This window comes from Halohasta litorea, from assembly GCF_024494645.1.
In the GTDB taxonomy this organism is placed as follows: Archaea; Halobacteriota; Halobacteria; order Halobacteriales; family Haloferacaceae; genus Halohasta; species Halohasta litorea.
The window spans coordinates 78,905-101,969 of the sequence record NZ_JANHDJ010000003.1 but is presented as its reverse complement, the minus strand read 5'-3'; the positions used below and the strand labels follow the sequence as shown (position 1 = coordinate 101,969).

Genomic DNA, 23,065 nt, shown 5'->3' with positions numbered 1-23,065 from the left:
GGTTGTTTGATACTGGCTAACTAAAGGCGGGCGTCGGGTAGCCTCCGGCTATGGGTGATCAGTCGACGCCCGGCGGCCCGGCCGTGCCGTCGGCCTCGGCGGCGACCGGCTACGGAGTGACGATGACGTTCGTGGGCGCGGTGTTGTTAGCACTCGGCTACTACGGCCTGCAAGCCTTCGAGGCGGGCCGCGAGGTGGGCGAGGCGCTGCCGGAGCCGATCTACGTCTTCGTCTTCGCGCTGCTGTTCGTGATCGAACTCTTAAACAGCCGCCTGCTCGGGTTGTATGCGCTGGGGCGGGCGGTCGCGGTGACGGTGCTCTACGGGACGCTGTTCGTGGTTGCGGTCGAAGGTGGGGTCTATCTCTGGGAGAACCCGGATGTAGTGCTCGACGACTACGCCGGGCTGACGGTGCTGGCAGGGGCGCTTGTGCTGGCGGCGCTGGTCTATGTGGGGTATCTGACCGTGGTCGATAGTGGTGGCTGATCGGTCGTGGAGTGTCGACCAGAACCGTTTTGATGATCGGTCACCCAGAATCGGGCGAGGGTGGGATGGCAGAGTGGACTATTGCGCCTGCCTTGAAAGCAGGTGGCCTTCGGCCTCCAGGGTTCGAATCCCTGTCCCACCGCATTCTACCGCCAACAACTGTCGTGAGCGGCTGCTGTGGCGGAGGGGATTTGAGCAGCGAGCAAATCTTTGATTTGCGAGTGGGTTCGAATCCCCGTCCCCGCCGACACGATTCGTGCTTATCATAGACTCAACTACCGTGTGTTGTAGCGTGGATCGAGTTCTTGGATGAGAGTCGACTCGATACGCTTTCGCCCTTTTTGTCCGCCTTCAATTCCACTCACGTACTTGATTTCAGTACGCACCCACACGTTGCTCGCATCGATATCGACCTCGTCATCCGACTCTACGAACGCTTTTATTTGACTTCCAGTACGGGTGTTATAATGGTCGTTGAGTCGACTAATCAGCCATTTTGCTTCACCAATATAAAGACAGTCTCCGGACCGGCTATCGTAAATGCCATAGACCGCACTCCAGATGTGGGGCTCCGTGTCTTTTGATTTAAATGCTTCAACATAATCCCGAACTTCAGTGCTGGCAGCCCCGAAATCGTCTAAGCCCATATCCCGTAGACGAATATATCACTGATAGATGTTTTCACTGGCGCGGATTCGTTTGTCTGGTTGAGTCAAACAGGGCTACCGATTTTTAAAACCGAACCACGGCGTCGACGATCCCCACGGTCTGGCCCAAACCGACCAATGCGAGCCCTCCCAAGCCAACAAACCCGATCGAATCGCCATAACCGACCAGCGAGAGGATATACACCACCGCGCCGAGCCCGCTGATGGCAGCACTCGCAATATAAACCTCCGCCGCTTCGTCGAGCAGTCGACCGGTGTAGGCCAGCCCGGCGGCCGGGAGGAGCATCCAGCCGACGAGGCTCGTCGTCCAGAGGACGGTCGATCCGGCGTCGACGAGAAAACCCGCGACTCCCGCCAGCGTCACCCCGAGGCCGACGACCATCACCGCTCGCCAGCCCGTGAGCGCGCCGGTCGACATATCGGCCCAGCCGGTCGTGAGGAAGAACGTAATAAAGGCCGCCATGACGAGGTGGGCGATGAAGATCGACCGCGATTCAACTACGCCGACCGCTGCAGCCGCGACGAACAGCCACGCAAGCGGGACAAGCAGGCCCGGACCGCTCTCCCGGAGCTGTTGGAACATACCTGCGTATTGCGACGCGATTGATAAGAGAATATGCGTTCTCTCGCTGCCGCGGCTGTGCAGCGGCAGCCCACACCACCGCCCCGCTTTTCCGGTTGAGTCCCCTCGGATCACACGATGAGCACACAATCCACCGAGCAGATCACCGTCTTCTCGGATTACGTCTGTCCGTTCTGTTATCTCGGCCGCGAGTCGCTGTCGCGGTACCAGGAGGGACGCGACGAGGCACTCGAAATCAACTGGCAGCCGTTCGACCTCCGAAGTGGGAAACGCAATCCCGACGGGAGTATCGACCACTCGGTTGAGGACGGCAAGGACGACGACTACTACGAGCAGGCCAAGGAGTCCGTCCGCCGCCTCCAGGAGAAGTACGATGTCGAGATGGAACTCGATTTGGCGACCGAGGTCGACTCCTTCAACGCCCAGATCGCCGCCTACTACGTTGCCGAACACTATCCCTACGAGACGTGGCTCGACTTCGACGAGGCGATCTTCGAGGCGCTCTGGCAGGAGGGCCGCGACATCGGCGACGCGGACGTGCTGGCCGACCTGGCCGACGCGGTGGGCGTCGACGCCGAGGAGGTCCGGTCGGCGCTCGACGACGAGACGCTCCGCGAGGAGATCGAAGCCGAGTGGACAAACGCCCAGCGGCAGGGGATCACCGGCGTGCCGACGTTCGCCTACGACGGCTACGCCGCCCGCGGCGCGGTGCCGCCCGAACAGCTCCAGCGGCTCGTTGAAGGCACCGAGTAGCTAGCCTCGACGGAGTGCCTTTGTCCGTCCAGCCCCTCCGTCTACCACATGGGAGACCGACCGGAACACATCGCTGGCGTCGAGCACGTCGACCTCGCGGGCAAACACGCCCTCGTCACCGGGTCGACCAGCGGGATCGGCCGCGAGACGGCCCTCGCCCTCGGGCGGCTCGGCGCTGACGTGATGGTTCATGGCCGCGACGCTGCGGCCGGAGCAGCGGTCGTCGACGAACTCACTGCGATGGGCCGTGAGGCAACCTTTCAACAGGCCGACTATGCCAGCGTCGACGACGTTCGCGGCCTCGCGGCGGCCGTCCAGGAGTGGACCGACGACCTCGACGTGCTCTGCAACAACGCCGGTGGCCTCTTTCGAGACGGTCGATTGACCGATCTCGGCGTCGAGTACACCTTCCACGTCAACCATCTCGCGCCGTATCTGCTGACCGCCGAGCTCCTGGAGACGCTGGCCGACGACGCCAGAATCGTCACTACCTCCTCGGGTGCCCACCGCGGCGTGGAGCTGGATTTCGAGGCGATCGAGTCGGTCGACTCCTACTCCGGCTTCCGGGCCTACCAGCGCTCGAAGCTCGCCAACGTCCTGTTTTCGACCGCGTTGGCCCACCGACTCGACCGTACCGACCGGTCGATCAGTTCCAACGCCTTTCATCCAGGAGCCATCCCCGGCAGCGGCTTTTCGCGGTTCCTCCCCGGCCCGCTGCCGCGGCTGTTCGCCACGTTGGATCGGCTGCCGATGACCACCACGGTCGCCGAGGGAGCTGCGACGGCGGTCTCTCTCGCTGCTTCGCCGCGGGTCGACGACGTGTCGGGCCGATACTTCGCCGATTGCGAGCCGAAAGAGCCCTCTGCGGCGGCTCGCGACCGGGCCACCCAGCGTCGGCTCTGGGAACAGAGTGCCGACCTCCTGGAGATCGACGAGCCGCTGGCCGATGGCCGTCAGTAGCTGCCGCCGCGTCGCTGGCGGCGTCGACACGACCCGTTTTAGTATCGGGGGCGACTGACCTCCGGATATGAGTATCGACGAGGGCGACAGTGTCACCATCGAGTACGTCGGGCGGTTCGAGGACGGCAGCGTCTTCGATACCTCCCGCTACGCGGTCGCCGACGAACACGGACTGGTCGAGGCGCAGGAAAACGAGGAAGACGACTACGGGCCGCTGTCGTTCACGGTCGGCGAGGGCGACGTGATCGAGGGGCTCGACGAGGCGGTCGTCGGGATGAGTGAGGGCGAGGAGGCGTCGGTCACGATCCCACCCGAAAAGGGATACGGCGAGTTCAACCCCGACTGGGTCCGGGAGTACGACCCCGAGACGTTCGAGGGAATGGTCGGCAACCCACCCGAGGTGGGAATGCACGTCCACGCCGAAAACGGGCTCCACGGCGACGTGACCGCCGTTCGGGAGGACGTCGTCGAGGTCGACTTCAACCACGAGCTCGCGGATACGACGCTCGTCTTCGATATCGAGATCGTCGGCGTCTGGTAGCTGCGCAACTCCTTTTTAAAGAGCGACGCTCCTGTTGAAACCTTCCTGAGAGCGATCCGTTCGGACCGGAGTCAGTACAGGGGTGATTCTCATCGGGATGCGTTTGCCCGCGTTGAGATCCGACCGATGGCAATCCCGATAGTGTATCCGATCAGTCCGAGGACGATAGCAAACGGGAGGCCGAACTGGACACCGTACTCGATTCCACCGAATAACTCGGCGCGTGCGGAGCGATAGCCGTATCCCAACATTCTCGGATGATTGTACCGGGTCGTCCCCGCCCAGCTGTCGGTAACGTACCCGACGAGTGGTGGGAACACGAACCACCAGAGGCCGACAAGCCACAGCGAACCGATCGTCGGTACGAGACCCGCACCGATGAGCCCTGCCACGATAGCGATCCCGAGCGTCAACAGAATCCAGCCGAGAGACAGGCCGACATCCAGTCCGATCACGAATCCGACGGAGGCGAGTACCAGGAGACCGACTACTGCCAACGGGAGCAGACTCCTCCTTCGAGGTTCCCCGAAGACGTGCGGGGAGGCGCGTAGATCCTCAAACGGAGTCATTGCTGTCAGGTTTGCTGTTGTGTCGAATAGTCCTTGTGGAGGGTACAGCGATCACTACCCAATCTGGTCGATTGACTGTTTGGTCCTACATTACACCCGAAAAATGGGGGCTTCAACAGGGTAGAGCGGCCACTAGTCGATCGGTGCTCCGAAACAGTTCAGCAAGAACCGTGGCGGCCTAGACGCGGCCGACGTTTTCGACCGAGATGCTTTCGACGCCGTCGACTTCGCCGAAGGCCTCTTCGACGACTTCGGTGCCACCGGCACCGTCGGCGACGATCACCGTCGGCAGCAGGGCGACGAGGCCGAAGGCCACGTCGTCGCGCTCGAAGCCGTTGATCTGTGCGCCCTCGGGGAGGGACGCTTCGAGTTTCTCCTGGAGGTCATCGAGGTCGATCTCGGGGCTCTCCGGCATGACCTTGAGTTTGGCGGCGACTTTCCCCATCTTATGGCCCCCGGAACCCGCAGTCGGGACACTCATAGAGGTTGCTCTGCTTGCGGCATTTGGCACAGCGGTGGATCTCGGTGCCGCAGTCCGGGCAGTCGAACGCGGCAGCGTTCATGCCTGCGACGTTGATGCCACAGGAGACACACTGTCGCTCGGATTCTTGTGCGGATTCGCTCATACACCTACAGACCGGAGCGCGGCTTTTAACGATTGTCTTTTAACCGCTCGGCGGCCGCCCAAACGGTTTCCTTCCCGTCGGCCCAAGGGTGTTTATGGCCGACCGCCGTTCCGACCGGGAGTCTTCCGATCCAGCCGTCATTCGTTCGATCGCCGTCACTGTCGACGATGTCGTCACCGCCCTCGAGGCCAACGCAAGCGCCGACCGTGAAGCCGTCCTCCGGGTCACACCGCCCTTTTCGGGGCGGATGCGCGCCCGGATTCACGTTGCTACCGTCGGCGGTGACTACGAGGGCGAGGCCGAGCCGATCCATCTCGATCCGGCCACACTCGTTGCGGAAGTACCCACCTATCCGACCGCCGACGAGACGGCCGCCGAACAGTCGGCGAGTGATGACGATATCGAGGCGCGTCGACAGCGGCACACCGAGCGCGTCGAAGCCTGGCGCGAGACCGTCCGCAACCGGCTTCGGGAACGGATCTCGGTCGACCATTCCACTGGGACGCTCGAGGTACAGCTCCACGCACTCGGCTGATCGTGGCTGGCGGCTGCTGGCCGATAGTCGTTGCTCGCCGGTCGAAAAATGGAGGAACGACAGCCGGATGGCTGGTGTGTTAGACGCGCTGGAGGTTCTTGGCTCGGGGGCCTTTCTCCGCCTCGACGATGTCGAACTCGACGTCCTCACCCTCTTCGAGGTCAGGACCGCCGACATCCTCCATATGGAAGAACACGTCGTCGTCCGCGTCGTCTGTTTCGATGAATCCGTAACCGCCTGTGTCGTTGAAGAACGCAACCGTACCTTGTGCCATTCGCAATTGCTCCAATCGGAGGGATGGTACTCGTATACATAATTCTATGGGTCAGTTCGGTGGTTCACCGGTACTCCGCCCAGTAGAACCGTCGCTCTCACTTCGGTCAGCTGCTGGCTTCCCACGGCATCCAATCGGCGGCACGGTCGACCTCCGGCGGCAGCGACCGTCGATCAGACTGGATGTTCGATCTCGCCGAAGAAGCCCGCGATGGTGTCGTTTTCCGTGTCGTCGAAATCCTGCGGGTAGCCGCCGAGCCCGATGATGACATCCCCCTCGTTGGTTACCGAGCCGACATGAATGTAGATATCGTACTCCTCGGGTCCGAACGTCGCGGTCGCCTCGAACTTCGAGACCGTCGTTTCGGTCCCTAGCACCGTCCGTTCGGTCTCCTCGACCGAACCCCCGATCGTCAGATTCGAGAACTGCTGTCGGGCGAGTTCGAGCAGTTCCCTGTTGCTCTGGCTGGCGACCGGATTCAACGTTCGGCCTGCGAACTCGAATCCTGGACTCGATATGACGCCGAACAGACTCCCCTCCTCGGAGATATCGATCGCCTTCGCGTAGCGATTGAGCTTGTTCGTCGCGATAATCGTCCGCTCCTGTCCACCGGCCGAAATCTCCTGTTCGATCACCTCGTCGGTCGCCTCTTTGAGTTCGTACTCCGTCCCTGCAATCGCCGACTCGCTGACTGCCGCGCGGGCGGCTTCACGTTCGAGCGGTCCGTCACCTCTCGCAAGCTCGGCAGCACCCGAACACCCACTCAGCGCACTGATACCGATGACTCCCATCGCTACTGCCCGCCGTCGCGTATACATACCCGCTTCAACGATATTGTATTAGATATAGTTATCGTTCAAAAATAATATGAATCCCATGATTGTCTCGTCCGAACGGCCGTCACTTCCCGGCTGCGTGCTTACCGGAAGCCCATCGCTTCGATCTGTTCTTGATACCGATTGCGGATGGTGACCTCGGTGACTTGGGCCACGTCGGCGACCTCTCGCTGGGTCTTCTTTTCGTTGCAGAGCAACGAGGCCGCATAGATCGCTGCTGCGGCGAATCCGGTCGGCGATTTCCCCGACAGCAGGCCCTGTTCGGCCGAGACGTCGATGATCTCGGTGGCCTTGGCCTGTACCTCCTCGCTGAGACCGAGCGAGGAGGCAAAGCGTGGAACGAACTGTTTGGGGTCGACCGGCCGGAGTTCGAGTCCCAACTCTTGGGAGATGTACCGATACGTGCGGCCGATCTCCTTCTGTGGGACCCGCGATACCTCGGCGACCTCATCGAGGCTCCGGGGAATGCCCTCCTGTCGGCAGGCGGCATACAGCGCGGCGGTGGCAACCCCCTCGATGGATCGCCCACGAATCAGGTCCTCGTTGAGCGCCCGCCGGTAGATCACCGAGGCGACCTCCCGGACCGACCGGGGGACGCCGAGCGCCGAGGCCATCCGGTCGATCTCGCTGAGGGCGAACTGCAGGTTCCGTTCGCCCGCGTCCTTTGTCCGAATGCGCTCTTGCCACTTGCGGAGCCGGTGCATCTGGCTCCGCTTTTCCGACGACAGCGACCGGCCATACGCATCCTTGTCCTTCCAGTCGATCGTGGTCGTCAACCCACGGTCGTGCATCGTCTCGGTGATCGGGGCACCGACACGGGACTTGCTCTGCCGCTCGGAGTGATTGAACGCCCGCCACTCCGGTCCGCGATCGATCTGCTGTTCGTCGAGCACCAACCCACAGTCGTCACACACCAACTCGCCCTGATCGGCGTCGGTGACGATCTCGTCGGACCCACACTCCGGACACTCCAAGGTTTCGTCCGACTGTTGCTCCGATTCTCGCTCCTGTTGGCGCTGCCTGCTCGGACGTTCCATTATAAGGTTTGTGGTTCGGACCTTATTTAAAAGTTTTTGAAATAAAACGGACCTGTCTCATGTAATAAACGTCAGACACGACGGTCGACACGTCGATAAAATCGCCTGATTCGGCCGGTATCGGCATCGAGAGCCGAACCGCCAGCGGGCAGTCGGGCGTCTGGCTCGGCTCGGCCGATTGTCCCATCGAGTTGGATCGTCAACTCGTTTCCTATGCGTTCCGTTAGTCTCCGAACGATGGTTTTCGTCGGTTGTATTACTGGAGGTTCGGCGTTGCAACACTTTTGAGTCGACGGCGAGTACCCCCGGTATGATGAGTACCGGAGCATCGAGTGGGCGTGACCACGACTGGTGGCTCGTCAGGAGGCAGTGAGATGGCGACCAAACGCGAACTCGAAGGCCAGCTGGCGGTCGTCGCGGGCTTCGAGAACCCACAGGCGTCGCTCGAACAGTACCCGACACCGCCCGAACTCGCTGCGCACGTGATCCATCTGGCAGATCTGCAGGGTGACATCACGGATCGGACCGTCGTCGACCTCGGGGCGGGCACCGGAATGTTCGCGCTGGGGGCGGCCCTCCGCGGCCCCCGGCGGGTGATCGGCCTCGAACTCGACGGCGGGCCGCTGCGGACGGCCGTCGAGAACCGCCGCCGAGTGGGCACGACGACGCCGATTCACTGGATCCAGGCCGATGCCACCCGACCACCGCTCCGGCTCGACGAGCCCGTGACGGTCGTGATGAACCCGCCGTTCGGCGCACAGAACGGCCAGGAGGGGGCCGACCGTGCCTTTTTAACGACGGCCGCGGAGATCGCAGGCGTCTCCTACTCGGTGCACAACACCGGGAGCCAGGAGTTCATCGAGGCCTTCGCCGCCGACAACGGCGGCACAGTCACCCACGCCTTCGCTGCCGAGTTCGACGTCGACCGGCAGTTCGACCATCATACCGACGAGCGGCGAGCCATCGACACCGAAGTCTACCGGATCGAGTGGGACCGGTAGGTCGCCGCGGTCGCTGGTGTTGGTGGGTGCCGTCCGTATCAGTCGACGAATCGAATCCCGACTCACAATCCATCAGCCGCTCTCAGCAACCGGAGTAACAGCCCGAGCGTCAGAACCGCTGCAACAACAACTGTTATGCCTATGATGAGCGTTCCGGCTCCAATCATGTATGGCTTTGACTAGGTGTCTGTAAGATGCTTCCGTTTCAACACTCGTTGTTCGACACCTTACTGAATAAATGAACGAATCTTGGTAAATATCCTGCAGAAACCATAAGACGAAACTATTTAAGCGACAACCGATAGCGTTTTTATTTCATATTGGGTAGAATGTCGTATGACTGGACAGGACGGGACGGCCAACCGCCCCTCGGAGCAGTTCGCCGACGGTCTGGGCGGCCTCCTCCCGACCCTGGAGACGGTCGACATCGGGATTTTCGTTCTCGATCCGGCGTTCACCGTCGAGTGGATCAACGAGACTGCGGCGACGTATTTCGGTCTCTCGCGTGCGGACGTGATCGGCCAGGACAAACAGACGCTGATCGAGTCGACGATCGCCTCGATCTTCGAGCGCCCCGAGCGGTTCGCCGAGACGGTGATCGACACCTACAGGGACAACAGCTACGTCGAGGAGTTCGAGTGCCACGTCCTCCCCGGCGAGGGGCGGGCCGAGCGGTGGCTACGCCACCAGAGCAGGCCCATTCGCTCGGGGCCGCTGGCTGGCGGGCGGATCGAACACTACGCCGACATCACCGACCTCAAGGAGTCCCAGCAGCGCCTCGCAGCCCAGCGCGACGATCTGGAGGTGCTCAACCAGGTCCTTCGGCACGACATCCGCAACGACCTCCAGCTGGTGACCGCCTACGCCGAGATGCTCGCTCCCCACGTCGACGAGACGGGCGAGGCCCACCGCAAGCGGATCGTCGACAGCGCCGACAACGCCATCGGGCTCACCGAGAGCGCCCGTGACCTGGCCGACGTGATGCGCAGTCGGCAGACCGAGACCACCTCGGTCGTGGTGAGCGAGGTGCTCGACACGCAGATCGCGGAGGTGCGAGCGGTCAATCCCGGGGCGACGATTACGGTCGACGGATCGCTGCCGGAGACGGCGGTCGTGGCCAACTCGCTTTTGGGGTCGGTCGTCCGGAACCTGCTGACCAACGCGATCCAGCACAACCGGAGCGAGGAGCCACGGGTGACCGTCTCGGCGACCGAACGCGACGGGTGGGTCGAAATTCGGGTCGCCGACAACGGCCCCGGCATCCCCGACTCCCAAAAGGCGGAACTGTTCGGCAAGGGTGAAAAAGGCCTGGAGAGCGCTGGCACCGGGATCGGGCTGTATCTCGTCCGGACGCTCGTCGAGAGCTACGGCGGCGAGGTTCGGGTCCAGGATGATGAACCCGAAGGAGCCGTCTTCGTCGTCGACCTCCCGGTCGCCGACTGAGCGTGTCGCCTACGCTTTGGCTGCGACTCGGACGACCGTCCCCTCATGGACTGCAAACAACCGGTCCTCGCGGTTAACAAAGCGGATCGGCCCGACCGTGACCGACTCGCCGGGGGCCGGGAGGTCGACGCCGTCGACCCGGACCGACTCGTTGGGGACGTTCGTGAGGACGATCGGCTCGCTCCCGTCGTCGGTCGCGTTTTCGGGACGCGTGGCGTTTTCGGAATCCGTTTCTGTCGCGTTTTGTGAGTCGCTGGCGGTATCGGCGTCAGTCGCGTTTTCGGTCGTCCCGGTTTCGACCGGCGCGACGCCCAACTCGAACCCTTCGTCAGTGGCATTGATCGAGACGCTGTGGCCTGCGACGACCGGCTCGGCAGTTGCGGGCCCGGAGGCGAAGACGGGGCGGCTCGTGTTGGCGTGGGCCAGCGAGACCCGGTAGGCTGACCCGCCGCCAACGGCCTGCCAGCTGGTCCGGTCGACCCGCACGGTTTCGTCCCAGCCCAGACCGCCGATGCGGACGTTCGACCCGCCGTTAGCCGCCAGCTCGCCGGTCGGGACCGCCGTCGACCAGATGTGGCGGTCGGTGTTGCGGACGATCACCCCCGAGGTGTTGAGCTGGGTAGTCTCACCGGCGAGTTCGCCCGGAAGCACGCTCAGCTGGCCGTTTGGGACGTTTTCGCCGTAGGTGACTTCGTAGCCCTCGATTTCGATGGGGTCGCCCGGCAGCGCCGCGTCGTCGGCGGTCGTGAGGTTGACCGGTATCGCGGGGCCAGCGACGAGGGCGGCGACACCGACCACGAGCAGCAGGCCGACCTCGCGGCCGGTGATCGAGCCGAGGGCCTCGGCCAGCCACCCACCGTCGCCGCCCCGAGCCGGGAACAGCGGCCGGTGTCTGGCGAGGATGCTGACCGTGAGGATTGCGGCGAGGACGAACACCAGCGCCAGTCCAACCGCCCGGTAGAGGACGTACGTTTCATTGCCGCGGTACCAGTAGATCGCCCACAGCGACCGCGAGACCACGAACAGCAGCACGCCAGTCCAGACGTGAAGCGCTGGCGGCGGCGATTCATCGCGTAGTCGCAGCACCGCGAGGCCGAGCAGGACGCCGATCAGCAGGCCGATCATGTGGCCCTGAACCGCGACCGAGGCCCACCACGGCGTGCTGTACGTTGCCTCGGCGACCGCCACCTGCTGTGGGGTCTGGAGGGCGTCGACTAGCCGCCCAAGGACGCCCTGTCCCACTCCCACAACGATCGTCGCCAGCGGGTAGCGAACCAGCGCGAAGCCTGCGAAAGCGAAAACGGCCGTCGAAAAGCCAATCACTGGCCCCAGCGCGACCATCGTTCCGACCGTTCCCACGAGGATCGTTACTGCCGGAAAAATCACGACCGCACGGGCGACCGGATGGGTCCAGACGGCCTGCAGGGGGGTCTCGACGCGGCGGTCGACGTGGTGGCCAAACCAGTACTCCGCCAGCGAGCCGAAGGCGAGGGTACCCAAGAGGTTCCCCGTGAGATGGCCGATATGGGCGTGTGTAAAGCCAGCAAACAGCATCCCGACGGGATCGAAGTAGCTCCAGGCCCGAAACGGGAGGACGACCGGGTTCGTCGGCGTCGAGAGGCCGTCCTGAACCAGATAAAAAATCCCAACAAGCAGGCCACTGACGAGGAGCGTCCCCCACGGCAGCCCGGCGACGAAACGGTCGGTCAGCGGGTCGGTGAGTCGCGCCGTCGGCCGACTCACTACCAGCAGCGTCCCGACCGCGAGCAGCGCCGCTGCGACCAGCAGCAGCCGCTGGAGCGGCAGTCCGGCGACAACTGAGCCGACCGACTCGGCGAACAACAGGGGTCCGCCCATCCGTGGAATCATCTATCGACGGGCGGCTGCGGGGCTGGGCGATCCACGGCTACAGTTTGCTCTCGGCGTCGTCGGCCAGCTCCTTCATCCGCTTGCCGACCCGGCCCGCGTTCGAGAACTCGTCTTCGCTCATCGCCGTCGCCAGCGCGTTGCCGAGGACGAAGACGGCGTGTTTGTGTTCGCTCTTTGATTTGTGGACGTGGTCGGGCTCGACGGTCAGCTCGTCGTAGGGGTCGAAAAGCGAGGAGTCGACCGACTCCTGGGCCCGGAAGCTCTCCATGATGGTCACCATCTGCTCGTGGAGCTCCAGTAGTTCGTCTTTGTGCATACCTGTGGGTACGAACGGTGCTAATTTAAGAGTTGTTGGGGACTGTCACCCACGCCGACTGGTTAGAAGACGTACTCGTCTTCGTGGCCCATCATCCCGTCCTCTTCGAAGCCGGAGTCGGAGCCGGTGCCAGAACCGGGTTCGTCGTCCATCGGGCCGCTCGTTTTGTAGGCTTTAATCCCGGTCGACAACAGGTTCTCGATCGCTTCTTCGCGGTTGAGGAACTCGTCCTGTTCGACGAGCTGGGCGATCTGCATCTCTAGATGTTCGGGGATGTTGATCTCGACTTTCGGCATCTGAACAGTCGGGAGTTACCGGAGTGCATATTTAAAACCACCGGCGTTGTCGACCGGCTCGCTGTCGGCCGGTGGCGGTATATATACGACCACCGGGCCAGTTGGTCGACTATGGTCACCGACCGAACTGATCTCTACACCGAGTTCGGCGACAGCAGACTCCCGCCGGGTCAACAGCAAACCGACGGTTTTCCAGTGCTCTCGAAGGGCGGCACGCCCGCAGTCGACCCCGCCGAGTGGAGCTTCGAGGTCTTCGGCGCGGTCGACGACCCGCTGGCGCTGTCGTTCGAGGAACTCCAGGAGCTCCCGGGCGAGACTCAGAAGCAGGATTTCCACTGCGTGACCGGCTGGAGCAAGTTCGACTGCCAGTTTACGGGCGTCTCGTTTCCGATCATCGCCGAGCGCGCTGGCGTCGACAGCGATGCGGTCCACGTTATGTTCCACTCGGCAGATGGCTACACGACCGATCTCCCGCTGGAGGATTGCTTGCGCGAGGAGGTCCTGTTCGCCTACGGTTACGACGGCGACGACCTCCCCGCCGACCACGGCGGCCCGCTGCGCGTGGTTACGCCCCACAAATACGCATATAAAGGCGCGAAGTGGGTCACCGGTGTCGAGCTGCTGACCGAGCCTGAGCGGGGCTACTGGGAGCAGCGCGGCTACTCGTCGACGGCCGATCCGTGGAACGAGGAGCGATATGGGTAGGCCGTCGACCGATAGTCACGCTCAAGAGTCCGGAGTCCCGAGTCGTTTTTAATGGAGTCGCCGCGTGCTGCCGATCCACAGCTGATCAGCCGGTCGGTTCGCCTCGACGGCGGGCTGCCGTCGTTTCGGGCGGTCCTGAAGGGGTTCGACGCGCCGCGAACCGTCTGGGACTCGCCCGGCGAAGCCACGGTGATCGCCGGTGGAGCCGCCGCGACACTCACCGCCGAGGGCCCCGACCGGTTCGATCATATACGGGAGGCCGCCGAGTCGCTGTTCGCCTCCGGCGACGTGCACGCCGGAACCGAGGCCGCCTGCCCCCGTCTTTTCGGGGGATTCACCTTCCATGCTGACCAGCCCTCCCAGACCGACCGGGCGGCCCTCGACACCGACGGCGGCGAGCCCGCCGAGGACACCCCGGAGTCGGCCGACCCGTGGGCGGCGTTCCCCGACGCGCGGTTCGTCTTTCCCCGTGTGCAGGTGACGATCACCGACCGCGGGCCGTGGCTCACGGTCAACGCGGTCGGCCCCGACGCTTCTGTCGCGGCCGTCGAAGAGCGCATCGAGACCGAACGCGAGCGACTCTGCTCGCTGCCCGCAGCCGATCCCGAGACGCCGCAGCCGGGGCTCACGGATCAACGCCGAACCACCACGCCCGACTCGTGGCGCGGCGGTGTCACCGCCGCCACCGACCGCATCGCCGCCGGGGATCTCCAGAAGGTCGTCCTCGCACAGGTCCTGGAGGTCGACCTCGCGGCGGATCTCGAAGTCGGCGACATCCTCTCACGGCTCGGCGAAAAGTACCCCTCCTGTACCCGGTTTCTCGTCGAGCCGGAGGGCCCCGAACCGCCCGCCTTCTTCGGGGCGACCCCCGAGCGACTGGTCTCGCTGCGGGGCCGAACCGTCGAGACCGACGCGCTGGCGGGAACCACGGGCCGCGGGGAGACTCCCGCCGAGGACGAGTGGCTCGCCGACGAGTTGCTGGCCGACCCCAAGAACGTCCACGAACACGCGTTGGTCGCCGAGACGATCCGCGAGCAACTCGCGCCGTTCGCGGCGTCGGTGTCGACCGGCGACCGGCAGATCAAGCGGCTGGCGACCGTCCAGCACATCCACACCCCGATCACCGCGGAGTTGGCCGCCGACACCCACGTCCTGTCGCTGGTCGAGGCGCTGCACCCGACGCCCGCGGTCGGCGGGCTGCCGCCGGATCGAGCCCTCGAAACGATTCGGGAGACCGAACCCTTCGACCGGGGCTGGTATGCCGCCCCCATCGGCTGGATCGACGCCGCCGGAAACGGCACCTTCGCCGTCGGCCTCCGGTCGGCCGTGGCAACGCGCCGCCGGGCGACCCTGTTTGCAGGTGTGGGGATCGTCGGCGACAGCGACCCTGACCGGGAGTGGGACGAGGTCGAACTCAAGTTCCGACCCATCCTGGACGAACTCGAAGCCGAGTAGCGTGGCGAACGACAGCAGCGCCCACGCGTTCCGAACCGGGACGCAGCTCGGCCGATCGACTTCCCGAGGACCTAGCGAGACACCTGACCGGAGGCGAGCCGGAACCGTCGGGCTGTACTCACCGCTGGCGACTCCGGATGGCGTTTCGGATTCCAGTGAGTCGGAGTTTAACTCCCGTAAGCGTCGGCTGCCAGTCCTCGAACCGGTATCCGATGACGACGCTCAGCCAGCCGAGTCCGATCCCGAAGATCACGTCCGTCGCCCAGTGAATTCCGAGGTACATCGTCGAGACGATAACGCTGACCGCAAGCAGGGTGGCAATCGGCACCCACAGCGGGTACTCGTCGCGAGTACTCCAGGCTAACAACGCCGCCGTGACTGCCATTGACGTGTGTAGTGACGGGAACACGTTCGTCTCGTTGTTGACCGCCGCCGTGACGAACTGATACTGTGTGTGCTGGGTGAACAACAGCCCTTCGACCTGTTCGACGAGAAGGTTGCGGGGGCCGTAGGCGATGAACACCAGATAACAGACCACGCCGATGAGATAGTTCGCCCCGTAGGCGATCGCCGTCCGTCGGAAGGGCTCGGGGTACGAAAGCGACATGTAGGCGATGATCGGAAACACGAGCAAGAAGACGTAGCCGTAGACGTACACCGAGGAAAAGTAGGCTGTCACCGCTGGCGTCGCCATCGACTGCAGCCACACGACCACCTGTGGGGTCGCTTCGGGATAGAGCGGCCACAGCAGCAGGCCATCGATCGTCTGGAGCCAGCCGGTGATCCGGATGCCGACGAGCCAGGAGAGTTCCGGGCCGATATCGCGGGCGAGTTTGTTCACGACCAACAGCGGCACGAGAAGCCCAACGTATGGTGCGGCCGCCGCCAGCCGTTCGCGGTAGGTTCGTCGGGTTTCACGGAGTCGGTCGGGGCCGACGATGGTGACTGTTGCGACGACGAGAAACACGGAGACGATTCCGGCTACCTGAGCCGCAGTCGAGAGGAACACTATTGTCCGCTCCTCCGGACCAACTGGTCGCCGTCGTACTGGTAGCCAGCACTGCGGAACGCATCCTGCGTCCGCTCGACAGCCACATCCCCATCAGAGCCCAGAAACGGTCGGCTGGCAGTCCCGTTCCATTCGAGTTCCTTCGGAACCCACTTCCCGCGAAGCGGGACTTCCGATGGCGTCCCGTGCCCGTCGAACGCCTCGTCGACGATGGCAGACCGGTCGAGATGCTGTGCGAGTACCTGCCGAAACCGCGGATCAGTTAGCGGTGCCCGACGGCAGTTGCAACCGACATGATAAAACGAGGACGGCACTCTGCGTGTCATCGAAATACCCTCTGTATCGATAATGCGAGGGACGATAGACGCCTGTAACCGATCGGCGGGGGCATCGGCATCCCCCTCGGCGAGCACCTCCACCGCGGCATCTTGGGAGGGGACGACGGTGAACTCGACGCGGTCAAACGGTTGTGTCCCGCCGAACCGAGCCGGTATCCCGTTGGCATCACCGTTCCACAGGAAGTGTTCAGGGAACACGGTGAGCGAGACCGACTCCTTGGGAACGGCAGCATCGAACTGGAGGAACCCGCTGCCGACCGCCGCTTCGTTCGGGTCGACGAGCGCGCTTGTCGTCCGACTACTGAGATCGACTCCGGCTAGGTCGGCGGCGTCGCTTCGCTCACGCCAGATATGCTCGGGGAGTATCGGTACCGAAAGCCCCCGGTATGCCAGCGATCGGTTCGGCGTCGTGAATTCGATCCGGAGCCGGTCGTTGGCTTCGACTGTGACGGACTCGACAAGCGAGACGTGACTGCGACGCCACGGCGTCGGGACGGCTGTGTCGTACTCGCCAAGCGACGTATCCGCGAGGAACTCGTAGGTAAACGCGACATCGTCTGCGGTGACCGAGCGGCCGTCGTGCCACGGCGTCTCTCGGAGCCGGACTGTCGCAGCTGTCGGTTCCGACTCCTCCCACGCTATGTCTCGTGCGAGCCATGGGAGGGGTTCATCCACGCCGTCGGGCGTTCTGACCAGTGGTTCGTACAACAGTCCCACGAGCGTCCCCCGGTCACGGTATTCGACCGCCAGCGGGTTCCGGTTTTCAGTAATCCGTCCGTTTTGGAGCAACAGTTCGAGCGTCGTTTCCTCCCCGGCACGGTCGAGCAACAGGTAGTCGGTCGGGTTGTCGAGTCCCCCATCCGGCCATCCGCTGAAGCGGTCCGTTCTGACCGCCGAAATCCGGTCGGCGACCCCGAGGACGACGAACGGCTGTTCGTTTAGGATTTGTTGCTGAATCTCGTTTGTGATGTCGATCCGGTCGTCCCCACTCACGGCTCGCTGTTCGTCGAGCAGTTCGTCGGTTCCTGGATCGCTGAATCCGAAGGGGTTCTGCCACCCCTGTTCCTCGCTGTAGGCGGAGTACAGCATCGACCGGAGTTCATCGGGATCTCTTAATCGAGGGTATCTGCCGATGTAGATGTCGAACTCGTGGTTTATGAGAACTTCCCTGAGAAACACGTCGTAACTCATCGGATCGACGATGGTATCGACACCGGAGGCTTCGAGGTTGTCGGCCAGATGGTTTGCGATCCACACCGCGTAGGGGTCCTCACTGGCTGGAACCGTCGAGATCCGGAGCGACAGCTGCGCCGTGCGGCTGCGTCCGGCGAGGTTTTGGACGCCGCCGACACAACCGCTTGTCGTGACAAGTGCCCCCGCCGTAGTTGCGAGAAATCGACGACGGGTGACACTTTCGGCTGCCATTTGAGACGCTTTTGTCGCATCGACATATAAATTCTTCAGTATATGTTAGGATCGTGTTACCACTGCGTTTGATGCTGTTTGGTGATGCGGTCAGTTGGCTGCTCGTGACGGCGTGCTGCGGGTCGTTCGCCTGTTGTCCTCGTGCGGTTTTATCAGGATGTTCTTCGATGACTGCCCTCACACACTCCTGTCTGTCTTTTACTATTGGTGGCTCGCTGACACTGGATGCTCACGGGGCGAAGGGGTGTTTAGCCCGCTGAAGCACGTCCCACGTTGGATACCATGAGTTCGTTGACCGTACACCAATCGTCGACCGTCGTTCGGGGCCGTCGAAACACGCCGGACATATCACGGTTCGGACCAAGAGGCGACCAATGACTGCGCCGAACCGAAACACGCTGTGGGGTCGGGCGATCGCTGCGGAACTCGCCCGCAACGGTGTCGGAACCGTCTGTATCTCGCCGGGCAGTCGGTCGACTCCCCTTACGGTTGCCTGTGACGAACACGACGACTTGCAGACCGTCTCTGCGCTCGACGAACGGTCGGCCGCGTATTTCGCGCTGGGTCGGGCCCGCCGGACGGGCGAGGTGACGGTTCTCGTGTCGACCTCGGGGACCGCCGCCGCCAACTACCATCCGGCGGTGGTCGAAGCCAATCAGGGTCGGGTACCGCTGCTTCTTCTGACGGCCGACCGTCCGCCAGAGCTTCGAGAGTCGGGGGCTAACCAGACGGTGGACCAGGAGAAACTGTACGGGGAGAGTGTCCGGTGGTACAAGGACCTCCCCGAACCGGCCGCCGAGGACCGAACCCTGCGGTCGCTGCGGACCGACATCTCACGGGCGGTAGGGACCGCCGAGGGGACGCCTCCGGGTCCGGTCCATCTCAACGTTCCATTTAAAAAGCCGTTGGAGCCGACGCCGGTGGCAGGGGATGTTCCCGCCGATCTCTCGCGGCTCGCGGCGATGGGTCGTGGGGAGGACGAGCCCTTTGTGAGTCGGACAGTGGGTCAGCCACAGTTGGACGACCAGCAGCTCCGCCAGCTGGCCGAGGACGTGAGCGTCAACCGGGGGCTGATCGTCGCCGGACCGGCCGATCCGCCGGGACTCACCGCCGAATCCGTCACCGCTTTTTCGCACGCAACAGGATTCCCCATCCTCGCCGATCCGCTCTCGGGGCTCCGCTTCGGGGGCCATACCCGTGCCGCGCCCGTGATCGGCGGCTACGACGCCTATGTCGATACCGCGGTCACCGAGTCGTGGCCCGATCCCGAGGTCGTCGTGCGGCTGGGGGCGTCGCCGACCTCGAAACCGCTCCGGAAGTATCTCGCCGGGACCGACGCGCGGCAGTTGGTCGTCGATCCCGCAGGCGAGTGGCGGGAGGCCGAGTTCACTGCCACCGATCTCGTCGTCGCCGATCCCGACCGGCTCTGTGGTCACCTCTCCCAGCTGGTTCGCAGCGGCGGGAGCGCCGAGTGGCGCAACCGGTGGGTCGCGGCCGACTCGGCCCACAGCGAGGCAGTCGGCGAGCGGCGCGACACTCTGTATGAGGGCGGGATTCTCGCGGACGTGGTCGATGGGTTGGCCGATCCTGCGACGTTGGTGGTCTCCAACAGCATGCCCGTCCGGGATCTGGATCGGTTCGGCGAGCCGGACACGACGTCTGTGACCGCGATCGGGAACCGCGGGGCTTCGGGGATCGACGGCATCGTCTCGACCGCCCTGGGGGCGGCGCATGGCACGACAGACGACGTGACGCTCGTAATCGGCGATCTGGCCTACTACCACGATATGAACGGCCTGCTCGCAATCGGGCGCGCCGAGGTCGATGCGACGATCGTCTTGCTCAACAACGACGGCGGCGGGATTTTTCATCAGCTCCCCATCGAGAACTTCGAGCCGCCGTTTACGCGGCAGTTCAAAACGCCCCACGGGATGGATTTCGAACCGACTGGCGAGCTGTACGGGTTCGACTATCGGCGGGTCAAGGGTCGGTCGGCGTTCCGCGAGACCTATGCCGAGGCGATTGCGGCCGACGGCTCCCATGTGATCGAGGTCGAAACCGATGCTGAAGCGAGCCACGCGGTTCGGGACGAGTTACAGGCCGCAACGGTCGAGCGGTTGGTCGAGGAGTGAGGGGTCGTCCGAGCCGAAGTAGCTATGATGGTTGCTCACAGTAATCGACCGTATGACACACGACGAACTCATCGCCGCCAGCGAGGCGCTCGCGGCTGTGGCCGACCATGCATCGGACGACCGGGCGGCGGGGCTGACCGAGACGGCCGAGACCCTGGCCGACCTCGCCGAGCGGGACCACGGGGCCGACCACGGCCGACTCGCCCGGATCGAATACACGCTCCGCGAACTGCAAGACGGGGCCGACGAGCAGGTCGGTGACGGCATCGACGACGCGCTCGGCCACATCAAAGCCTTCCGGAAAACAGTCGAGGGCGTGTAAGCGGGCGTTACTCGGCTCGTTCGGGAGCCCGTTCCTCGTCGATCTCGTCCCGCTCGGTCCGGTCCTCGATGTCGACAAGGCGGTCGAGTTTTCGCTCGAAGGCCGCCTCGCTGATCTCGCCTGTGGCATACCGGTGTGTGAGTTCGTCGAGGGCGGACCGCTCGGGCTCGTCGGCCGACTCGATGCGTCTGATCGCTCGCCAGCGCCAGCCGATCCAGGCCGCGAAAACCCCGACGATCAGTCCGGTGGTGGTCACCAAGGCCAGCGTCGTGACGTTGCCGATATACCACAGAACCCCCACGAGAATGATGATATCCGCGCCGAAGGCAACCATCAGGCCGAGCATGAGATCCGTCACGAGGCCTTCCTCGGGGTCGACTGGCATACTGGCCGTGGGTTGGGGGTCCCAGCCTATGATTCCTCTGGTGTCACTGAGGCATCAGGCGGCGTGAGTGTCCAGGAGCCGGGTGGAAGCGTAGCTATTCGTCGGTTGGTACTGTAGTCCTAATGATTGACTATGGTCGACTACTACGATGGGATTCTCGTGGCGATCGTCGGCTGCATCCTCGCCGGGGTGGTGGTGAGTGTCCTCACCGGGATCGGGGTTCAGTCCGGGCTGTTCGCCGGGACGCTCGTTGCCACGCTGTTCGTCTACGATGCCATCATCCGGCACCCGCCGCTGCCGCCAACCGAGCCCGCGCTGGTGGTGCCCCTGGTCGTCTGGCACGCCGGTGTCCTCCTGTTGGCGGTCGCCGTGACCCCCGGGTGAGTACTTGGTCGTCGGTGAGTGCGACAGCCGTGCGGCTCGGTCGTCAGTCCCACTGGTGGGTCTCGGTTCGGGGACTCGGTGTCGACTCCAGCAGTTCTTTAATCACGTCTTCCTGACTGTATGCTATTCGTATGAGTCAGGCCACGCTTGGGGGCGAGCCGTTCCAGAACTCGAATCTGTTTTCGAGCTGGTGGATCGGTTGCGGAAACTGACGCTGCCGAAGGTGGCGGATGTCGAGGCCGGGCTGGAGAGCTACGTCCAGACTGTCGAGCGAGCCGAGGAGCTAGAAGCGAAAATCGAGCAGACTGATGCGCTGATCGACGAAATCGTCTATGAACTCTATGGGTTGACTGACGAAGAAATAGAGATTGTGGAAGAGGCTGTCGGCAAGTAAGTCGACCGCGTGAGCGACTGTAAGGAGCGAACGCGGCCTTTTTCGCCCACGTTTTTGCGGTGAGTGGTGGCCGAGCGGAGTGAGGCCACCCGAACCGGAAAAAGGTGGGACTGAGGAAATAGAGATTGTGGAGGAGGCTGTCGGCGAGTAAGTCGACCGCGTGAGCGACTGTAAGGAGCGAACGCGGCCTTTTTGGTCCAGATTTTTCAAGGAGCGGTGGTGAGCGGAGCGAACCACCCAACGCAGAAAAAGGTGGTTAGACGATATATTCATGATCGCTCCCCGCTGAGAAGTGACGATTGATGGACCAGCGGGACACTGTCCAGTGGCTGTCGATACTGCTTGTGGCCGTCGCAGCCACCGCGGCACTGCTCACCGAGAGCGTGATGCTCTCTCGGCTCCTGGACGGTCGGCCGCTGTTGAGCCCGTTGGGGTTCGATGGTCACTATCTCGTGATGAACGCCGCCCTCGTTGCTGCGACGGGGCTGCTGGCCGTGGCTGCCTACCAGTCGAAAACCAGCCTCCTGGCAATCGTGAGCTGTGGGATCGGAAGCTGGACGGCAGGGCACATCTACTGGACGCTGTACGTCTATCTGGCTGGCCAGCCCATCGGCTACCCGTCGGTTGCTGAACTCGGCTTTCAGGGGTTTTATCTGCTCGCGATTCCAGCCGCCGCCCATCTACAGCGCCGCTCTGCGGTCGATCGCCCCGTCTGGCTGGGTGGTGCAGTCTCGCTGCTCGTCGGTGCCGTCCTCCTCGCAAATCTCGCCTACGGGAGCGGCCTGTCGCTGTTCGTCTACACCACAGTGTCGGCGACGCTCATCGGGACCGTGCTGCTGTTTGGGCTCTCGCTTGCTTCGGCTACCCGGTACCGACTGTTCGGGGCTGGGCTGTGTCTGTTTGCGGCTGCTGACGGCCTCTATATCGTGTTGGCCATCAGCAACCCCGTGCTGTCGGTGCCCGCCGTCGACCCGGTCTGGTATCTGGGTGCGCCGCTGCTGACTGCCGCACTGATTCGCTACCAGCGGGCGGGGATCGTCGAATGATGCTGGCGCTCTCGGTTGCGATAACCGTCCCGCTGTTGTTGTTAGTACTGCTCGTCGATAACGCCCAGACTCGGTTTCTCCTGGTGTGTTTCATCTGGGGGTCGATCGCGGGCTTTCTGGCCTCGGAGATCAACAGCGAACTGCTGGCGGTCGCCGGGCTCTCCCTGCAGGCCCTCCAGATACAGTTCGCCCCGCTGGTCGAGGAACTACTGAAAGCGGTGCCGCTGGCCGTAGTGGCGATCATCGCCCCGAGATACCTCCAGCGACGAGATATCATTCTCGCCGCCGTCTTCGCCGGGTTCGGCTTCAGTCTCGTTGAGAACTTCTCATATCTCATCCAACAACAACAGCTGAGTTCGCTCGCACTGACCCAGTATGTGATCACCCGGAGCGTCTCGACGACGGTGATGCACGGAACGGCAACCGGGGTCATCGGAGCGGCACTCTACTACGTCTCGGGACCGCTGCTCGACGAGTTCGGATTCAAACCGCTGTTCGTGCTGTACAGCTACTGTCTGGCGGTGCTCCTCCATGCACTTTTCAATCTCGTCGTGTTGTTTGCGGTCCTCGGCCGAACCGTTGCGATCCTGAGTGGGCTCGTGTCGTATGTCGTGTTGTGGCTCCTGTTTCGGACGCTCCACTGACCGGGCTTGGACGGGCGATGAGCCAGTGAGAGCG

28 protein-coding genes, 1 tRNA gene and 1 pseudogene are annotated in these 23,065 nt (G+C 63.4%); 16 read left to right on the top strand and 14 right to left on the bottom strand.

From position 1 onward, the window contains the following. Positions 1 to 50 precede the first annotated feature (50 nt). Positions 51 to 485, top strand: a complete 435-nt coding sequence (locus NO877_RS08895) for a hypothetical protein (RefSeq protein ID WP_256395980.1) — start codon at positions 51 to 53, stop codon at positions 483 to 485. A 59-nt stretch (positions 486 to 544) separates the two neighbouring features. Then, a tRNA-Ser gene (locus tag NO877_RS08890) sits at positions 545 to 627 on the top strand. Positions 628 to 760: 133 nt separating this feature from the next. On the opposite strand, the gene NO877_RS08885 is transcribed toward NO877_RS08890, so the two are convergent. Next, entirely contained in the window at positions 761 to 1,132 is a 372-nt protein-coding gene (locus tag NO877_RS08885) for a GIY-YIG nuclease family protein (RefSeq protein ID WP_256395979.1), read from the bottom strand. Between the two features lie 85 nt (positions 1,133 to 1,217). Further along, positions 1,218 to 1,736: a hypothetical protein gene (locus NO877_RS08880; protein WP_256395978.1), complete on the bottom strand. Its 519-nt coding sequence runs from the start codon at positions 1,734 to 1,736 to the stop codon at positions 1,218 to 1,220. A 117-nt stretch (positions 1,737 to 1,853) separates the two neighbouring features. Here NO877_RS08880 and NO877_RS08875 point away from each other — a divergent pair, with 117 nt between their 5' ends. The 3 genes from NO877_RS08875 to NO877_RS08865 all read left to right on the top strand — a co-directional run bounded on the left by NO877_RS08875 (position 1,854) and on the right by NO877_RS08865 (position 3,990). Further along, on the top strand, positions 1,854 to 2,489 hold the full coding sequence (locus tag NO877_RS08875; protein ID WP_256395977.1) for a DsbA family oxidoreductase: 636 nt from the start codon (positions 1,854 to 1,856) through the stop codon (positions 2,487 to 2,489). A 48-nt stretch (positions 2,490 to 2,537) separates the two neighbouring features. Continuing rightward, positions 2,538 to 3,449, top strand: a complete 912-nt coding sequence (locus tag NO877_RS08870; protein ID WP_256395976.1) for an SDR family NAD(P)-dependent oxidoreductase — start codon at positions 2,538 to 2,540, stop codon at positions 3,447 to 3,449. 67 nt (positions 3,450 to 3,516) lie between these two features. Next, positions 3,517 to 3,990, top strand: a complete 474-nt coding sequence (locus tag NO877_RS08865; RefSeq protein WP_256395975.1) for an FKBP-type peptidyl-prolyl cis-trans isomerase — start codon at positions 3,517 to 3,519, stop codon at positions 3,988 to 3,990. Positions 3,991 to 4,079: 89 nt separating this feature from the next. On the opposite strand, the gene NO877_RS08860 is transcribed toward NO877_RS08865, so the two are convergent. From NO877_RS08860 to NO877_RS08850, 3 genes are all read right to left on the bottom strand, one after another. Then, positions 4,080 to 4,559, bottom strand: coding sequence for a hypothetical protein (locus NO877_RS08860; protein WP_256395974.1), 480 nt, complete (start codon positions 4,557 to 4,559; stop codon positions 4,080 to 4,082). Between the two features lie 178 nt (positions 4,560 to 4,737). Further along, positions 4,738 to 5,004 (bottom strand): elongation factor 1-beta, encoded by a 267-nt coding sequence (locus NO877_RS08855; RefSeq protein WP_256395973.1) that lies wholly within the window; start codon positions 5,002 to 5,004, stop codon positions 4,738 to 4,740. A gap of 1 nt (position 5,005) precedes the next feature. Further along, entirely contained in the window at positions 5,006 to 5,185 is a 180-nt protein-coding gene (locus NO877_RS08850; RefSeq protein ID WP_256395972.1) for an HVO_2753 family zinc finger protein, read from the bottom strand. 94 nt (positions 5,186 to 5,279) lie between these two features. Here NO877_RS08850 and NO877_RS08845 point away from each other — a divergent pair, with 94 nt between their 5' ends. Next, entirely contained in the window at positions 5,280 to 5,720 is a 441-nt protein-coding gene (locus NO877_RS08845) for a DUF8009 family protein (RefSeq protein ID WP_256395971.1), read from the top strand. A 79-nt stretch (positions 5,721 to 5,799) separates the two neighbouring features. Here the strand turns inward: NO877_RS08845 and NO877_RS08840 are convergent, their stop codons facing one another. The 3 genes from NO877_RS08840 to NO877_RS08830 form a co-directional block, all read right to left on the bottom strand. Next, positions 5,800 to 5,994 (bottom strand): cold-shock protein, encoded by a 195-nt coding sequence (locus tag NO877_RS08840; protein WP_256395970.1) that lies wholly within the window; start codon positions 5,992 to 5,994, stop codon positions 5,800 to 5,802. A 173-nt stretch (positions 5,995 to 6,167) separates the two neighbouring features. Continuing rightward, positions 6,168 to 6,812 carry a DUF6517 family protein gene (locus NO877_RS08835; RefSeq protein ID WP_256395969.1) on the bottom strand — a complete coding sequence of 215 codons (645 nt, stop codon included), beginning with the start codon at positions 6,810 to 6,812 and terminating at the stop codon, positions 6,168 to 6,170. Between the two features lie 101 nt (positions 6,813 to 6,913). Beyond that, complete coding sequence (locus NO877_RS08830) at positions 6,914 to 7,867, bottom strand: transcription initiation factor IIB (protein WP_256395968.1); 954 nt, start codon at positions 7,865 to 7,867, stop codon at positions 6,914 to 6,916. 374 nt (positions 7,868 to 8,241) lie between these two features. Between NO877_RS08830 and NO877_RS08825 the strand changes: the two genes are divergently transcribed. Together NO877_RS08825 and NO877_RS08820 are read left to right on the top strand one after the other, a co-directional pair. Continuing rightward, positions 8,242 to 8,868: an METTL5 family protein gene (locus tag NO877_RS08825; RefSeq protein WP_256395967.1), complete on the top strand. Its 627-nt coding sequence runs from the start codon at positions 8,242 to 8,244 to the stop codon at positions 8,866 to 8,868. A gap of 336 nt (positions 8,869 to 9,204) precedes the next feature. Further along, a complete protein-coding gene (locus tag NO877_RS08820) occupies positions 9,205 to 10,311 on the top strand; it encodes a PAS domain-containing sensor histidine kinase (protein WP_256395966.1) in 1,107 nt (368 codons plus the stop codon). Between the two features lie 9 nt (positions 10,312 to 10,320). Here NO877_RS08820 and NO877_RS08815 read toward each other — a convergent pair whose 3' ends face one another. The 3 genes from NO877_RS08815 to NO877_RS08805 form a co-directional block, all read right to left on the bottom strand. Continuing rightward, a complete protein-coding gene (locus tag NO877_RS08815; protein WP_256395965.1) occupies positions 10,321 to 12,180 on the bottom strand; it encodes a rhomboid family intramembrane serine protease in 1,860 nt (619 codons plus the stop codon). Positions 12,181 to 12,217: 37 nt separating this feature from the next. Further along, the gene (locus tag NO877_RS08810) at positions 12,218 to 12,496 is read right to left on the bottom strand and encodes a UPF0058 family protein (protein WP_256395964.1); all 279 of its coding nucleotides are present in this window, start codon (positions 12,494 to 12,496) and stop codon (positions 12,218 to 12,220) included. Between the two features lie 62 nt (positions 12,497 to 12,558). Continuing rightward, on the bottom strand, positions 12,559 to 12,792 hold the full coding sequence (locus tag NO877_RS08805; protein WP_256395963.1) for a DUF7120 family protein: 234 nt from the start codon (positions 12,790 to 12,792) through the stop codon (positions 12,559 to 12,561). 111 nt (positions 12,793 to 12,903) lie between these two features. Here NO877_RS08805 and NO877_RS08800 point away from each other — a divergent pair, with 111 nt between their 5' ends. Together NO877_RS08800 and NO877_RS08795 are read left to right on the top strand one after the other, a co-directional pair. Then, complete coding sequence (locus NO877_RS08800) at positions 12,904 to 13,497, top strand: sulfite oxidase-like oxidoreductase (RefSeq protein ID WP_256395962.1); 594 nt, start codon at positions 12,904 to 12,906, stop codon at positions 13,495 to 13,497. 51 nt (positions 13,498 to 13,548) lie between these two features. Beyond that, positions 13,549 to 14,952, top strand: a complete 1,404-nt coding sequence (locus NO877_RS08795) for an isochorismate synthase (RefSeq protein ID WP_256395961.1) — start codon at positions 13,549 to 13,551, stop codon at positions 14,950 to 14,952. Between the two features lie 118 nt (positions 14,953 to 15,070). Here NO877_RS08795 and NO877_RS19810 read toward each other — a convergent pair whose 3' ends face one another. After that, entirely contained in the window at positions 15,071 to 15,961 is an 891-nt protein-coding gene (locus NO877_RS19810) for a phosphatase PAP2 family protein (protein WP_256395960.1), read from the bottom strand. Continuing rightward, positions 15,961 to 17,724 carry an ABC transporter substrate-binding protein gene (locus NO877_RS08785; RefSeq protein ID WP_256395959.1) on the bottom strand — a complete coding sequence of 588 codons (1,764 nt, stop codon included), beginning with the start codon at positions 17,722 to 17,724 and terminating at the stop codon, positions 15,961 to 15,963. The genes NO877_RS19810 and NO877_RS08785 overlap by 1 nt, the downstream gene beginning before the upstream one ends. A 374-nt stretch (positions 17,725 to 18,098) precedes the next feature. Between NO877_RS08785 and menD the strand changes: the two genes are divergently transcribed. Next, positions 18,099 to 19,856 (top strand): 2-succinyl-5-enolpyruvyl-6-hydroxy-3-cyclohexene-1-carboxylic-acid synthase, encoded by a 1,758-nt coding sequence (menD, locus tag NO877_RS08780; protein WP_256395958.1) that lies wholly within the window; start codon positions 18,099 to 18,101, stop codon positions 19,854 to 19,856. 52 nt (positions 19,857 to 19,908) lie between these two features. Then, a complete protein-coding gene (locus NO877_RS08775; protein WP_256395957.1) occupies positions 19,909 to 20,178 on the top strand; it encodes a DUF7553 family protein in 270 nt (89 codons plus the stop codon). 7 nt (positions 20,179 to 20,185) lie between these two features. Here the strand turns inward: NO877_RS08775 and NO877_RS08770 are convergent, their stop codons facing one another. Further along, positions 20,186 to 20,563, bottom strand: coding sequence for an SHOCT domain-containing protein (locus NO877_RS08770; protein WP_256395956.1), 378 nt, complete (start codon positions 20,561 to 20,563; stop codon positions 20,186 to 20,188). Between the two features lie 132 nt (positions 20,564 to 20,695). Here NO877_RS08770 and NO877_RS08765 point away from each other — a divergent pair, with 132 nt between their 5' ends. From NO877_RS08765 to NO877_RS08750, 4 genes and pseudogenes are all read left to right on the top strand, one after another. Then, entirely contained in the window at positions 20,696 to 20,947 is a 252-nt protein-coding gene (locus NO877_RS08765; RefSeq protein WP_256395955.1) for a DUF8015 family protein, read from the top strand. Between the two features lie 187 nt (positions 20,948 to 21,134). Beyond that, positions 21,135 to 21,341 (top strand): annotated as a pseudogene (locus tag NO877_RS08760) (restriction endonuclease); the annotation flags it as partial. A gap of 302 nt (positions 21,342 to 21,643) precedes the next feature. Further along, a complete protein-coding gene (locus tag NO877_RS08755) occupies positions 21,644 to 22,387 on the top strand; it encodes a hypothetical protein (RefSeq protein ID WP_256395953.1) in 744 nt (247 codons plus the stop codon). Further along, complete coding sequence (locus tag NO877_RS08750) at positions 22,384 to 23,031, top strand: PrsW family glutamic-type intramembrane protease (RefSeq protein ID WP_256395952.1); 648 nt, start codon at positions 22,384 to 22,386, stop codon at positions 23,029 to 23,031. Before NO877_RS08755 ends, NO877_RS08750 begins: the two co-directional genes overlap by 4 nt. The last annotated feature ends 34 nt before the right edge of the window (positions 23,032 to 23,065 follow it).